A 13,071-nucleotide genomic window follows, 5' to 3' on the forward strand; every position below is an offset into this window, starting at 1 on the left:
CGAGCCTCGGCCTCCAAACCAGCGAGGGACGCCATGAAGGGCTTTGTCGACGACATCGAGGAGCTGACCGAGGGCAACAAGGACTTCCGCCGCGTGCTCTACACCGGCAAGCACCTGCAGCTGGTGCTGATGAGCCTGAAGCCCGGCGAGGAGATCGGCGAGGAGACGCACGAGACCCACGACCAGTTCTTCCGCTTCGAGAAGGGCAAGGGCGAGGTCTGGATCGACGGCGTGAAGACCAAGGTGAAGGCCGACTTCGGGGTGATCGTGCCGGCCGGCGCGCGGCACAACGTCGTCAACACTGGCGACAAGACCCTGAAGCTCTACACGCTCTATGGCCCGCCCGAGCACCGCGACGGGGTGATCCGCGCCACCAAGGCCGAAGCCGCGGCCAACGAGGAACACTTCGACGGCGTCCTCACGGAGGACGGTCCGGGAACCAAGCTCTAGATTTCAGAGGATCCTGGAAGCGACCAACCTCTTTGAGAGAGATTGGTGGAGCCGAGGGGAGTCGAACCCCTGACCTCCTCATTGCGAACGAGGCGCTCTACCAACTGAGCTACGGCCCCAGGAAGGCGGGGACTTAGGGGGCGAGGGGCGGGTCTGTCAAGCCGCAGATCTGCGGTGCGGCCTCACGTCTTGCCAGCGCCCGCGCGCCAGCCGATAGAAGGGGCCACATTCCTCTACGGATTTCGCGATGGCTCCGCTGGTCGGCTTCGTCTTCTTCATTCTGGACGCCCTGCTGGGCCTGCTGGTCTTCGCGCTGATCGCCAGCGCCATCCTGTCGTGGCTGGTGGCGTTCGACGTCATCAACCTGCGCAACCAGTTCGTCTACAATGTCGCCCGGTTCCTGGATGCAGTGACCCGCCCAGTGCTGGCGCCGTTCCAGAAGATCATGCCGAACCTGGGCGGCGTGGACATCAGCCCGGTGCTGGCGATCCTGGTGATCTCGGGCATCCAGCGCTACCTGCTGCCGGCCGCGGCCGGCGCGCTGATGGGCCTTGGCTGAGCCTTATCGTCTGGCCGTCAGGGTGACGCCCAAGGGCGGGCGCGACAGCGCCGACGGCTGGGCGCTGGATCCGGCCGGGCGGGCCTTCCTGAAAGTGCGAGTGTCGGCGGCGCCCAGCGACGGCGCGGCCAATGCGGCGGTGGTCGCCTTCCTGGCCAAGGCGCTGAAGCGGCCGAAATCGGCGCTGCGCATCGCCGCGGGCGAGACCGCGCGGCTGAAGATCATCGAGATCGGGGGGGTCGAGGCGGCCGACGTCGAGACGGCGTTCGGAGTGCGGCCCTAGGCGATCCTTCTCCAGCCAGATGCTCCCCCGCCGGGGGAGCTGTCAGCCGGATGGCTGACTGAGGGGGTATGCTGAGTCAGCGTGCCCCCTCCGTCTCGCCGCCAGGCGGCGAGCCACCTCCCCCATGAGGGGAGGAACTATTCTTCTAGAACTCTTCCCAGCTGTCGTGCCCGGCCATGCCGCGGGGCGCGCCGCCGCCGGCGACGGCCAGGCGCGGAGCCGAGCGCTGGCGCGGAGCGGGCGCCTGGCTTGCCGCCGGAGCCGAGCCGCCGGTCTTGAACTGGCCGATCAGACGCGCGAGCTCGACCGCTTCGCCGGCCAGCGAGTGGCTGGCGGCGGTCGATTCCTCGACCATGGCGGCGTTCTGCTGGGTCACCTGGTCCATCTGGTTGACCGCGGTGTTGACCTGGTGGAGGCCGGTGGCCTGCTCCTGGGCGCTGGCGGCGATCTCGGTGACGATGCCGTTGATCTCGGCCACCTGCTCGACGATCAGCTGCAGCGCTTTGCCGGTCTCGGCGACCAGGCTGACGCCCTGGCCGACCTGGGCCGAGGAGGCGTTGATCAGGGCCTTGATCTCCTTGGCCGCTTCGGCCGAGCGTTGGGCCAGGGCCCGCACTTCCGAGGCGACGACGGCGAAGCCGCGGCCGGCTTCCCCGGCGCGGGCGGCTTCGACCCCAGCGTTCAGCGCCAGCAGGTTGGTCTGGAAGGCGATCTCGTCGATCACCCCGATGATCTGGCCGATCTGCTTGGAGGAGCCTTCGATCTGGCCCATGGCGTCGGTGGCGCGCTGCACCACGTGGGCGCTTTCCGCGGCGTTGGAGCGGGCGGTCTGGACGACGCCCTGGGCGTGGTTGGCGCCCTCGGCGGTCTTGCGGACGGTGGCGGTGATCTGGTCGAGCGCCGCGGCGGTCTCTTCCAGCGAAGCGGCCTGCTGCTCGGTGCGGCGCGACAGGTCGTCGGCGGCCTTGCTGATCTCATCGGCCCCCGAGCGCATGGACGAGGTCGCCCCGACCACCACGCCCATGGTGTTCTGCAGCTGGCTCATGGCGACGTTGAAGTCGTGCTTGAGCGACTCGTATTCCGGCGCGACCTGGGCGTCGACGCGCGCCGTCAGATCGCCCTGGGCTAGGCGTTCCAGACCCTGAGCCAGGGCGTTGACCACCACGGCCTGCTGGGCGGCGACGGCGTTGCGTTCGGCCTCGGCGTTGCGGCGCTCGGTTTCAGCGGCGGCGTTGGCGGCCTCCTGGCCGGCACGCAGGGCGCGGTTCTCGGCCAGGCCGTGGCGGAAGCCTTCGAGGGCGCGTGCGATCTCGCCCACCTCGTCATGCTTGTCGGCGCCGGCGACGGCCTTCTCGTAGCGGCCGGCGGTGAGCTCGCCCACGGCCGCGGTGATGCCGGCCAGCGGCTGGCGGACCAGCTTGCCGACCGCGACGAACAGCGCGCCCAGCACCAGGGCCAGGATCACCAGGCCGCCGATGGCGAGCCAGATGGCCAGTTGGCGGGCCGGACCGGTGATGTGCTTGGTCGGCACGTCCATGACGACGGCCCAGGTCGAGTTGAGGCCGGTCAGCGGCGCGGGGACGACCAGGCGTTCGACCTTGCCGATCGGCTGGTCGAGGCCCGAAAGCAGCACCGACTTGCCATCGCCCATCGCGCCCTTGAGCTCGGCGGCGCCGGTGTCGGCATAGGGCTTCATGCGCAGCTTGGCGTCGGTGTGCGAAACCCAGTTGGCCTGGGGCGAGACCAGCATGACGCGGCCGTCGCCGAACGGGCGCAGGGCGCCGAGCTCGCTGGAGATGCTGTCGAGCGCTAGGTCTATGCCGGCGACGCCGATCAGCTTGCCGTTCGACAGCACCGGGAAGGTGATCGAGGTCATGGCCACCGTCTTGCCGCCGATCTCGTAGGGATAGGGCTCGACGATCGCAGCCTTCTTGCTGGTGAAGCTGGTCTGGTAGAACGGCTGCTCGTAGTCGCTGCCGGTGTCGAGCGGCGCGAGGCTGAGCGAGCCGCCTTCATTGACCCAGTAGGGGGTGAACTGGCCGAGCTTGTTGGAGCCGCCGGCCAGGTCGCCCAGGTGCTCGGCGTCGAGGCCGTCGAGCTCGTTCGGCACTTCCATGAACCAGGCGCCGAGGATCATCGGCGAGGCCGTGGCCGTCGGCTTGATCATCTCGGTCAGCACCTTGCGGTCGCGGATCCCGGCGGCGTGGGCCGCTCCCAGGGTGTCCGACAGCCCGCGGGCGATGCCTTCCAGGTGGCCAAGGTCGCCGGAGACCTCGGCGGCGGCCTTGCCGGCCAGGGCTTCAGCGTTGTCGTTCGAGAGGTCGCGGACGATGCCGCTGGCGTTGGTCGCCACCAGGGCGGCGGCGATCAGCAGCAGGGCGCCGATGGCGCAGCCCGCAGCGAGCATCAGCTTCCAAGCAATGGAAAGTCGCGCCAGCATTTATTCCCCCAAACGCACTTACTGGTACTGAACTGGCGGCCGCGATCAGGCGGCCGCGGCGGTCGCCTGGATGTCCGGCGGCAGGATGTAGTCGAGCGCCAGCAGCGAGACGATTCCGGTGTCGGTGGTCATCACGCCGCTGACATAGGCGGTGGATTCCGGGCTGCCGACTTCCGGCGGCGGCTGGATCAGGCCTTCGGTCACGGTCAGGATGTCGGACACCGCGTCGACGACCAGGCCCATCTGGGCGTCGCCGATCTGCGCCACCACCACCACCGAGGAGGTGCTGGGGTTGGCCGGGCCCAGACCCAGGCGCGCGCCCAGGTCGATGACCGGCAGAATGGCGCCGCGCAGGTTCATCATGCCCAGCACGTGCGACGGGGCGTGCGGCAGCGGGGTCGCCGCGGTCCAGCCGCGGATCTCTCGCACCGCCATGATGTCGATGGCGTAGGCCTGTTCGGCGATGCGTACCGAAATCAGCTCAGCGCCGGGCGACGGGATACGGGAATCTACTTCCATCAGAACTCCTCCCAGGTGTCGGTGTCGCCGACCGGCTCCAGCTTGCGCGCCGTGGCCGCGCCCGAGCCGTAGCTGCGGGAGGGCGACGGACGGGCGGCGCGGGGCGCAGGCACGGCCTGGCGCGCGGTCGGACGGTCGTTGTCCTGGCCGATCGTGAACTGGCCCATGAGGCGAGCGAGCTCGACGGCCTCATTGGCGAGCGCGTGACTGGCGGCGGTGGACTCTTCGACCATGGCCGCATTCTGCTGCGTGACCTGATCCATTTGATTAACAGCGGTGTTGACCTGGTGCAGGCCGGTGGCCTGCTCCTGAGCGCTGGCGGCGATCTCGGAGACCGAGGAGTTGATCTCGGCCACCTGGGCCGCGATCCGCTGCAGAGCCTTGCCGGTTTCAGCCACCAGATCGACGCCTTGGCCGACCTGAGCTGAGGAGGCGTTGATCAGGGCCTTGATCTCCTTGGCCGCTTCGGCCGAGCGCTGGGCCAGGGCCCGGACTTCGGAGGCGACGACCGCGAAGCCCTTGCCGGCGTCGCCGGCGCGGGCCGCTTCGACCCCGGCGTTCAGCGCCAGCAGGTTGGTCTGGAAGGCGATCTCGTCGATCACGCCGATGATCTGGCCGATCTGCTTGGAGGACTGCTCGATCTCGCCCATGGCCGCGGTGGCGCGCTCGACGACGGCGGCGCTGCGCTCGGCGTCGCTGCGGGCGGTCTCGACCACGTCGCGGGCGTGATTGGCGCCCTCGGCGGTCTTGCGGACAGTGGCGGTGATCTGGTCGAGCGCCGCGGCGGTCTCTTCCAGCGAAGCGGCCTGCTGCTCGGTGCGGCGCGACAGGTCGTCGGCCGCCGAGCTGATCTCGCCGGCGCCGGAGCGCATCGAGGTGGTGTTGCCGCTGATGACCTTCATCGTCTCTTGCAGGGTGGCGACGGCGGCGTTGAAGTCGGTCTTCAGCTGCTCGGCCTTGGGCGCGAAGGCGGCGGTGATGCGGTGCGTCATGTCGCCCTTGGCGAGCTTGCCCAGGGCCTCGGCCAGCGAGCCGATGGCGACGGCGTCCTGCTCGGCCTCGCGGGCCTTTTCTTCCTCGCGGGCCTTGCGCTCGGCCTCGGCGGCGGCGCGCTGCTCGGCGGCCGCGGCCTCCAGGCGGATCTTCTCGATCGCGGCTTCCTTGAAGCTGAGGACGGCCTTGGCCATCTCACCGATCTCATCCTTGCGGCCGAGGGCGGGGACGTCGACGGCGTTGTCGCCGCTGGCCAGCTTGCCCATGACGCGGGTCATCGAGCCGATCGGCGCAGCAATGGCGCGCGACAGCAGCCAGGCCATGGCGGCCGCGGCCAGCATGGCGATGGCGCTGCCGGCGATCAGGGTCAGCTGGGCTTGCTTGATGGCCTCTTGTTGAGTGGCCAGTCGCTGGGCGACCAGCTTACGCTGGGCGTCCATGATCTCGCCCTGGACGGTGCGGACGTCGCCCAGACGCACCTCGTCCAACAGCGCAAGGGCCTGGAACTCGGTCATCGGATCGCGCGAGAGCTTGATGATCTCGTCGTTCTTGGCTTCCCAGGCGTTCAATGCGGCCCTCAGGCGTGCGGCGCGCTGCTTCTGCTCGGCAAGCGCAGTGTTGGCCGTGAAGTCCTCGAGGTTCTTGTAGAGCGCTGTGCGGTTGGCTTCGTAGTTCTTCAGGAAGTCGGCGTTGCGGGTGGCCGCAAAACCGCGCGCCGCGTTCTGTTGTTCGACCGCGTAGTAGAGCACGCTGGTCACGTGCTCATTGTTCTTGTTGCTGACGTTGTTCGCCTCGGCCGCCTTCACGGTGGCGCTGAGACTGAAGAACACGGCCGTCGCCGACATGGAGAACACCGCCAAGATCACGACGAATGCCGCGATCAATTTGGCGGATATGCGCATATTACTGAAGTTCATTTCGAGGCCCCGACAGTACAGTTCAGGCATTGAATTGCGCAAAACACACTTCCCGACGGTTAATGACGATTAATCGCATCACGCCAAATTGTCGCACTTTTCATACTGGACGTGACGCCAGCGCCATTCTTGCTCTATCCGCCCGCTTCTCGGCAGCAATACTTTAGATACTTACTCTGTATTGCCTGGGATTTCTGGCCAGCCCTACCGGCGCGATCGCGCTTGGCGACCGCGGCGGCCCGCGCTACCGATCGCTGGCGGATCCACGGGAGAGGCCACCATGACCGACGACGGCGGACGCGCCGCGCTGGCCCGGGCGCTGAACGGCGCACGGAACATCGTGATCTTCACCGGGGCCGGCATCTCCACCGAGTCCGGGGTGCCGGATTTCCGCAGTCCCGGCGGGGTTTGGAGCAAGATGAAGCCGATCTACTTCCAGGAGTTCGTCGGCGACGAGGACCGCCGGCGCGAGGCCTGGGGCCGGGTGTTCTCAGGCGCGGCCAGATGGACCGGCGCGCGGCCGAACGACGGCCATACCGCTGTCGCCAGGCTGGTGCGCGAAGGTAGGGCCCGCGCGGTGATCACCCAGAACGTCGACAACCTGCATCAGGAGTCGGGCATACCGGAGGCGCAGGTGATCGAGCTGCACGGCAATGCGCACTATGCGCGCTGCCTGGCCTGCGGCCTGCGACATGAGTTCGAAGATTTTCGCGAAAGTTTCACCGAGCGCGGCGAAATCCCGGTCTGCCGCGCCTGCGGCGGACTGGTGAAGTCCGCCACCATCTCGTTCGGCCAGGCGATGCCCGAGGCGCCCATGGAGCGCGCCGAGGCCGCGACCTTGGCCTGCGACCTCTTCCTGGTGCTGGGCTCGTCCCTGGTGGTCTATCCGGCGGCAGGGTTCCCGCTGCTGGCCAAGCGCAACGGCGCGATGCTGGCGATCGTCAACCGCGAGCCGACCGATCAGGACGGCTACGCCGACATCGTGCTGCACGACGAGATCGGCCCGGTGATGCGCGAGGTGGTGGGGGCCTAGGCCTTCTTGATCGAGCGGGCGCGGACCTTGGTCGGCAGCGGCTCGGTGCGGAAGTCGCCCACGCTTCCCAGCTTGGCGTTGCAGCCGGGGCAGCGGATGACAACCTCGTCGGCCAAGGTCGCCTCGATCGAGAACCCGGCGCCGCAGGGCTTGCACTTCCACTCATGCTGCGGGAGGGGCGGCGGGACCGGGGCGCGCGGCTTCAGACCCTCCGGAAGGACGACCTTCGGCGGGTTCTTCAGCGAAAGTACGGGGCGGCGCTTAGGTTCGTCGCTCATGAAATGAAACTTGGGGACCTTTCGAGCCCGGTGCGGCTCGACGGCCGGGGACGGCAGCGGTTTTCCCTTGTCCCGCATTGACTTGCAACACCAAACGACGCGGACATCGCCGCGACCGGCGAGGGGTTGGTCGCGGGAGCGCCTGCGCTCGACGCACAGCGCTGTTCGTCACAGTTTAAGAAGTTTCGAGGTTAAAGGGACAAACGGCCCGTTGAGACGGCTCGCCCAAGTTGACGCCTACACGTCATCGTGGCGATCTGAAGCTGAGCCGTCGCGACACACTCGGGGAGAGACCGATGAAATTGAACTGGACTCATGGCGCAGCCCTGCTGGCCTGCATCGCCATGAGCGGCTGCGGCCTGATCGGCGGCGGCTCCAAGGCCCCGAAGGGGCAGGTGGTCGCCACCGTAAACGGCGAAGAAATCACCATCACCGAGCTCAACCGTGAACTGGGCGGCGCCTCGTCGGCCAATCCCGACGAGCGCAAGGCCATGGAACAGGCGGCCTTGAACGCCATCATCACTCGCAAGGTCGTGGCCCAGGCCGCGAAGGAGCAGAAGCTCGACAAGACCCCGCAGTATGCTCAGCAGGAACAGCAGGCCAAGGAAGCCATGCTGGTCGGCGCCATGCAGCGGCAGATCGCAGCGACCGTCGTGGCTCCGACCCGTCCGGACGCCGAGAAGTTCGTCACCGACCATCCGAACATGTTCGCCCAGCGCCGGGTGATGGTGGTCGACCAGCTGGTCGTCGGGAAGTTCAAGCAGGAGCTGATGAAGGAATTCGAGCCGATGACCACCCTCGAGCAGATCGAGGGCGTCCTCTCGCGCGAAAACATCGACTTCCAGCGCACCACCACCGTGCTCGACACCCTGAGCGCGCCGGAAGGCCTGACCGACACTCTGATGAAGCTGCCCCCGGGCGAGATCTTCATCTTCCCGCGCGGCAACGCGATCTTCGTCAACCAGATCCGCGACTCGCGCGTCATGCCGTTCACCGGCGACCGCGCGATCAACTACGCCATGTCCGGCCTGAAGACGATGCGCACCCAAGAGCAGGTCGGCAAGCAGATCGAGACCATGCGCAAGGGCGCCGAGGCCAAGGTCACCTACAACGACAAGTACAAGCCCGTCCCGGCCAAGCCGGCGGCGAAGGGCGCGGCCCCTGCCGCCAAGGGCGCTGCTCCCGCGGCGCCGGCGCTTCCCGTCCCGGCCGCCGCTCCGGCGGCCCCGGCCGGTTCGCCGACCTAAGGGCGCACCGAAGACCACAGCCTGAAGGGCGCGGCGGGACCTCTCGCCGCGCCCTTTTCGTTTGGGCGCGCGCCAAACCCGTCCGCGACAGGCCGAGCAGGGCGTCGTCTTCAGATGGGAGGGTGGTGCCGCTTACAGGACTCGAACCTGTGACCCCCTCATTACGAATGAGGTGCTCTACCAGCTGAGCTAAAGCGGCCTGGTACGCGTTCACAGGCCGATTTGGCCCGCGAGGGAGCGCCTACTTAGCGACTCTCGGCGCGCTCGCCAAGCGTCGCCTTCCGGAAGGGCGACGTTCGCCGGCGCGCGGGGTCGGCGGAGTCGGCGGATCCTCGTCTTCATAGACCCCTTCGGCGAAGGCGTAGGGGGCGGGTTCGGCCTCGTGCGCGACCAGGAAGGCGGCGGAGTCGGCATAGGAGATCGGCAGCTCCGGCAGCTCGCTCATCGTGCGCTCGCGCCGCTCGTGTCGCGGATGGATCAGTTCGCCGCTCTCGGCGAAGCTGGCCACCAGCCGGGCCCAATCGGCGGGCTGGTAGGCGAAGGCTCGGCCCTCCGGATCGAGGTCGGACCAGTCGGGCTCCTGCTCGGCGCTGACGCCGCGGGCCATCCAGACCCGCGCCTCGTCCGGCTGACCGGCGGCGAAGGCCGTGCGGGCCAGCAATCCGGCGATGCGGGCGGTGACCGGCTCGGCCTCCAGCGCCTTGGCCGCGTCCTGCGCACGGTCGGGGTCGCCGCCGATCAGCGCCTGCTCGACCAGCAGGATGCGGCTTTCACGGGCCGACGAGTTGAGCGAGGCCAGCTTCCAGAGCCGCTCGGCCCGCTGGCGCGGCGTCTCGTTGGTGCGCAGGTCGCGATAGGCCAGCCACAGGGCCGGGTGCGGCGCGGCCTTCCAGGCGTTCTCGATCACCTGCGAGGCGCGCGCGGCCTTGCCGTCCTCACTGAGAAGGCGGGCGGCCATCACCACGCCGGGTGCGAACCCCGGCTGCAGCCGGGCGGCCTCGACCGCGAAGTCGAGCGCCTGGGCGCGGCGTTTGGGATCGCCCTCGGCCTCGGCGGCGGAGGCGGCCAGCAGCGCCGCGCGGGCCCGGTCGGCGACGATGGGCGAGACGATCTTGCGATCCAGGGCGCTCTTGGCCAGCTCGCGCGCACCGTCCCAGTCGCCGGCCTCGAGCTTGGCCTCCAGCACTGCGCGCCAAGCCCAGCGGGCGGTGCGCGCCTCGGCATAGGCCTGTTCGGCATGGGCGGCGGCGGCGGCGCGGTCGCCCTGGGCGAGGGCGAGCTGCATCAGCCCCTTGTGTCCCGCCAGGCGCATGTCCGGCAGGCTGAGCATGGCGGTGTAGGCGGCCTGGGCCGCGGCGGCGTCGCCGGCGGCTTCCGCGGCCTGGGCGGCCAGCACGCGCACCAGTCCCGGGGCCTCGTCGGCCAGGTCGGCGGCCTTCAACGCCAGGCGGCGGGCCTCGGAGCCGTCGCCGGCCGCGGCGGCGACGAAGCCGCGGGTCAGAACCTCGTTGGCCTGGGGGCGGCGGGCGTCTGCGCGGGCCCGCTCGGCCCGCTGCGGGGCCTCGGCCACCCACAGCAGCGCGCGCCAGGCGATCATGGCGCAGAGCGCGACCAGGAGGGTGATCAGCACGAACGCCGCAGCGGTCATGTCGGCGCGCCAGCCGAGCCAGACCAGGGTGGCGTGGCCCGGCTCGCCGGTGACGGCCAGCATGGCGGTCGCCAAGGCGGCGACCAGGAAGACGATCAGCGCCGAACGGATCATGCGCCGCTCCGGGCCTGGCGGACGAGCTCCTCCAGCGCCTGGGCCCGGACCGTGGCGATCTCGCGGTCGATCTTGGCGCGGCGCTCGGCGCGGTCGCGCCACGGGCCGATGGCGTCCTTGGCGTCGGCCGGCAAGGTCTCGAGCGTGGCGAGCGCGGCGACCACGTCGCCGTCCTCCACCTGGCGCTCGGCCCGGGCGATGAGGGCATCGACGCCCTGGCCGGGAACGTCGCCGACCCGGCGCAGGGCGACCACACGGGACAGCGCGTAGCCGATGCGCTCCAGCACCCCGGCGCCGTCGTCCGGGGCGCGGGCGGCGGAGGCGGCGCGGGCCGCATAGTCGGGGAAGCTGGCGGCCAGGGCGGCGCGGCTGGGTGCGCCACGCTCGGCGTCCACCGCCAGGGCGCGCAGATCGAGCGAGGGCGCCAGCACCGCCAGGGCCTTCACCTCGTCCGGGAACGGGCGTGAGCCTTGCGCGGCTTCGACCAGGGCCCCGGCGGCCAGGGCCGAGGCGGCCGCCGAAGCCATTTTGGCGCGGTCGCTCTCCAGCGCCTCGACCCGCTGGCCGAGCGCGGTGTCGAGGGCCGGCGACGCTTCGGGCGGCGCGGTGTCGACCAGCACGGCCATGGGTGCGACCGTGGGCGACGGTGCTGGGGCGACGGCGGCGCGCTCGGCGCTCGCCCCCGGCTGCGGCTTGTCGGGATAGAGTTCGGGCCCGAAACGGGCCAGGCCGTAGCCGCCCGCCAGGCAGGCCACGCCGAACAGGGCGATGGCCCCAATGCCGAAGCCGGCGGAGCGGCGGCGCCCGTAGGAGCCAGGATCACGCGGGGCGGACAGCTGGTCGCTCATGTCTATCGATCTAACAGATTCAACAGTGCGGCTTCGAGTGGAAACGGGGCGTGGATTCGCTCGGCCACCGGGGTGCGGCTGAGCGGCAGCAGCGCCGCCATGGAGAGGCCGAGCACCCGCAGGCTGGGGCGCGGATGGATGCGCAGCACGTCGGCCAGCGCCTTGGCCCCCTTGGCCGAATGCACCAGGGCGACATCGACATCCGCCAGCCGCTCGAGGTCGTGCGGATCGAGCGGGACCGGCACGGTGTCGTAGAGCGCCAGGGTGCGGACCTCGACCTTGCTGCGCTCCAGCGCTCCGGCCAAGTCGCCGGCCAGCTCCACGGCGCCCGGATGCAGCACCGCGCCACCGATCTCGGCGCGCCGGTCGGCGATGCCCTTGGCCAGGGCGGCGACGTCGCCGTCGGCCGACAGCACGCGGCGGAAGCCGACTTCGCGGGCGACCTGGGCGGTGGCCGCGCCGACCGCGAACACTGGAAGCGAGCGGTCGGTGCTGGCCCGGGCGAAGGCGCGCACGCCGTTGGCGCTGGTGAAGGCCAGAGCCTTGACCCCGTTCAGGTCGACCTGGACGCCGGGCAACGGGTGCATGGTCAGCAGCGGCGCGACGAAGGCCTGATGGCCGAGCCCGCGCACCCGCGCAGCCGTGGCCTCGGCGCCGGGCTGCGCGCGGGTGATCCAGACGATGAGCGGGCGGGTGGTCATGGCTGAGCTCAACCCTGGCGCTCTAGCGAAGCTTAATCAATCACTCCGGCGCCAGGATCAGGTCGCCGCCCTCGCGCTTGACCGCCTCGCCCAGCGACAGGCCGAGCGCGCGCGCCGCCTCCTGCGGGTCGCGGGCGGCGGCCAGCTCGGCCGAGCCTTCATGGCGGAAACGGTGAGCGCCGTCGGCCGACAGCGCCTCGACGATCAGGTGCAGCGAGCCGCCCGCCAGCCGCGCATGGGCGCCGATGGCGGTCTTGCAGGAGCCTTCCAGCGCGGTCAGGGCGCCGCGCTCGGCGGCCACGGCGACGGTGGTTGGGGCGTGGCGGATCGCCGCCAGCCACGGCGCGTCCATGTCGGAGACCCGGGTCTCGATGGCCAACGCGCCTTGTCCCGGCGCCGGCGGATATTCGACCGGATCGAGCAAGCTCTTGGGCAGGTCGCCGAGGCCCAGCCGCTTGAGGCCGGACATGGCCAGCAGGATGGCGTCCGCCTCGCCGGCGGCGAGCTTGGCCAGGCGGGTGTCGACATTGCCGCGCAGCATGCGCACGTCGAGGTCGCGGCGGCGGTGCAGCGACTGCGCCTGACGGCGCAGCGAGGCGGTGCCAAGAACCGCGCCCTGCGCCAGGTCCTCCAGGCGCTCGACCTTGTGGCTCAGGAAGGCGTCGCGCGGATCCTCGCGTTCGGGGATGGCGGCGATGCACAGCCCTTCGGGCAGCAGGGCCGGCATGTCCTTCATCGAGTGCACCGCGCAGTCGATGGCGCCCGACAGCAGCGCCTCCTCGATCTCCTTGGTGAACAGGCCCTTGCCGCCGATCTCCAGCAGCCGGCGGTCCTGCACGCGGTCGCCGGTGGTGGTGATGACGATCAGCGGGGCGACCGCCTCGACCTCGGCGGGGTTGCTGGGATCGGCGCCCAGGGCGGCGGCGATCCGGCGTTGGACCATGCCCGATTGGGCCAGGGAGAGCTTGGAGCCGCGGGCTCCGATCCGGACGGGCTGTTGCGTGGGCACGACGCGCAGTCTACCTCGGCGTTCTGAAAGGA

The 13,071-nt window shown here is 70.0% G+C and carries 13 protein-coding genes and 2 tRNA genes; 5 read left to right on the forward strand and 10 right to left on the reverse strand.

Translation table 11 applies throughout. The features are described 5' to 3' along the window. The first annotated feature begins 33 nt into the window (after nucleotides 1-33). Nucleotides 34-450 (forward strand): cupin domain-containing protein, encoded by a 417-nt coding sequence (locus AC1DQJ_RS18390; RefSeq protein WP_477605954.1) that lies wholly within the window; start codon nucleotides 34-36, stop codon nucleotides 448-450. A gap of 43 nt (nucleotides 451-493) precedes the next feature. Here the strand turns inward: AC1DQJ_RS18390 and AC1DQJ_RS18395 are convergent. Further along, a tRNA-Ala gene (locus tag AC1DQJ_RS18395) sits at nucleotides 494-569 on the reverse strand. A gap of 128 nt (nucleotides 570-697) precedes the next feature. Here AC1DQJ_RS18395 and AC1DQJ_RS18400 point away from each other — a divergent pair. Then, a complete protein-coding gene (locus tag AC1DQJ_RS18400) occupies nucleotides 698-1,009 on the forward strand; it encodes a YggT family protein (protein ID WP_477605956.1) in 312 nt (103 codons plus the stop codon). Continuing rightward, nucleotides 1,002-1,292 carry a DUF167 family protein gene (locus tag AC1DQJ_RS18405; protein WP_477605958.1) on the forward strand — a complete coding sequence of 97 codons (291 nt, stop codon included), beginning with the start codon at nucleotides 1,002-1,004 and terminating at the stop codon, nucleotides 1,290-1,292. The genes AC1DQJ_RS18400 and AC1DQJ_RS18405 overlap by 8 nt, the downstream gene beginning before the upstream one ends. 145 nt (nucleotides 1,293-1,437) lie before the next feature. Here AC1DQJ_RS18405 and AC1DQJ_RS18410 read toward each other — a convergent pair whose 3' ends face one another. Genes AC1DQJ_RS18410 through AC1DQJ_RS18420 form a run of 3 tightly spaced genes read right to left on the reverse strand, consistent with a single transcriptional unit; the run spans nucleotide 1,438 to nucleotide 6,161 of the window. Beyond that, nucleotides 1,438-3,732: a methyl-accepting chemotaxis protein gene (locus AC1DQJ_RS18410; RefSeq protein WP_477605960.1), complete on the reverse strand. Its 2,295-nt coding sequence runs from the start codon at nucleotides 3,730-3,732 to the stop codon at nucleotides 1,438-1,440. 45 nt (nucleotides 3,733-3,777) lie between these two features. Then, complete coding sequence (locus tag AC1DQJ_RS18415; RefSeq protein WP_477605962.1) at nucleotides 3,778-4,251, reverse strand: chemotaxis protein CheW; 474 nt, start codon at nucleotides 4,249-4,251, stop codon at nucleotides 3,778-3,780. Beyond that, complete coding sequence (locus AC1DQJ_RS18420; RefSeq protein WP_477605964.1) at nucleotides 4,251-6,161, reverse strand: methyl-accepting chemotaxis protein; 1,911 nt, start codon at nucleotides 6,159-6,161, stop codon at nucleotides 4,251-4,253. Before AC1DQJ_RS18420 ends, AC1DQJ_RS18415 begins: the two co-directional genes overlap by 1 nt. A 280-nt stretch (nucleotides 6,162-6,441) precedes the next feature. Between AC1DQJ_RS18420 and AC1DQJ_RS18425 the strand changes: the two genes are divergently transcribed. Further along, complete coding sequence (locus AC1DQJ_RS18425) at nucleotides 6,442-7,194, forward strand: SIR2 family NAD-dependent protein deacylase (protein ID WP_477605966.1); 753 nt, start codon at nucleotides 6,442-6,444, stop codon at nucleotides 7,192-7,194. On the opposite strand, the gene AC1DQJ_RS18430 is transcribed toward AC1DQJ_RS18425, so the two are convergent. After that, on the reverse strand, nucleotides 7,191-7,472 hold the full coding sequence (locus AC1DQJ_RS18430; RefSeq protein ID WP_477605968.1) for a hypothetical protein: 282 nt from the start codon (nucleotides 7,470-7,472) through the stop codon (nucleotides 7,191-7,193). The genes AC1DQJ_RS18425 and AC1DQJ_RS18430 overlap by 4 nt on opposite strands. Nucleotides 7,473-7,768: 296 nt before the next feature. Between AC1DQJ_RS18430 and AC1DQJ_RS18435 the strand changes: the two genes are divergently transcribed. Then, nucleotides 7,769-8,719, forward strand: a complete 951-nt coding sequence (locus AC1DQJ_RS18435; RefSeq protein ID WP_477605970.1) for a SurA N-terminal domain-containing protein — start codon at nucleotides 7,769-7,771, stop codon at nucleotides 8,717-8,719. A gap of 123 nt (nucleotides 8,720-8,842) precedes the next feature. On the opposite strand, the gene AC1DQJ_RS18440 is transcribed toward AC1DQJ_RS18435, so the two are convergent. The 5 genes from AC1DQJ_RS18440 to hemC all read right to left on the reverse strand — a co-directional run bounded on the left by AC1DQJ_RS18440 (nucleotide 8,843) and on the right by hemC (nucleotide 13,039). Next, a tRNA-Thr gene (locus tag AC1DQJ_RS18440) sits at nucleotides 8,843-8,918 on the reverse strand. 42 nt (nucleotides 8,919-8,960) lie between these two features. Beyond that, complete coding sequence (locus AC1DQJ_RS18445) at nucleotides 8,961-10,481, reverse strand: heme biosynthesis HemY N-terminal domain-containing protein (RefSeq protein WP_477605972.1); 1,521 nt, start codon at nucleotides 10,479-10,481, stop codon at nucleotides 8,961-8,963. Beyond that, nucleotides 10,478-11,329, reverse strand: a complete 852-nt coding sequence (locus AC1DQJ_RS18450) for a COG4223 family protein (protein ID WP_477605974.1) — start codon at nucleotides 11,327-11,329, stop codon at nucleotides 10,478-10,480. Before AC1DQJ_RS18450 ends, AC1DQJ_RS18445 begins: the two co-directional genes overlap by 4 nt. Nucleotides 11,330-11,331: 2 nt before the next feature. Further along, nucleotides 11,332-12,030: a uroporphyrinogen-III synthase gene (locus AC1DQJ_RS18455; RefSeq protein ID WP_477605976.1), complete on the reverse strand. Its 699-nt coding sequence runs from the start codon at nucleotides 12,028-12,030 to the stop codon at nucleotides 11,332-11,334. A 40-nt stretch (nucleotides 12,031-12,070) separates the two neighbouring features. Beyond that, complete coding sequence (hemC, locus tag AC1DQJ_RS18460; RefSeq protein ID WP_477605978.1) at nucleotides 12,071-13,039, reverse strand: hydroxymethylbilane synthase; 969 nt, start codon at nucleotides 13,037-13,039, stop codon at nucleotides 12,071-12,073. Nucleotides 13,040-13,071 lie beyond the last annotated feature (32 nt).

The organism is Phenylobacterium sp. P4_E10, assembly GCF_056401675.1.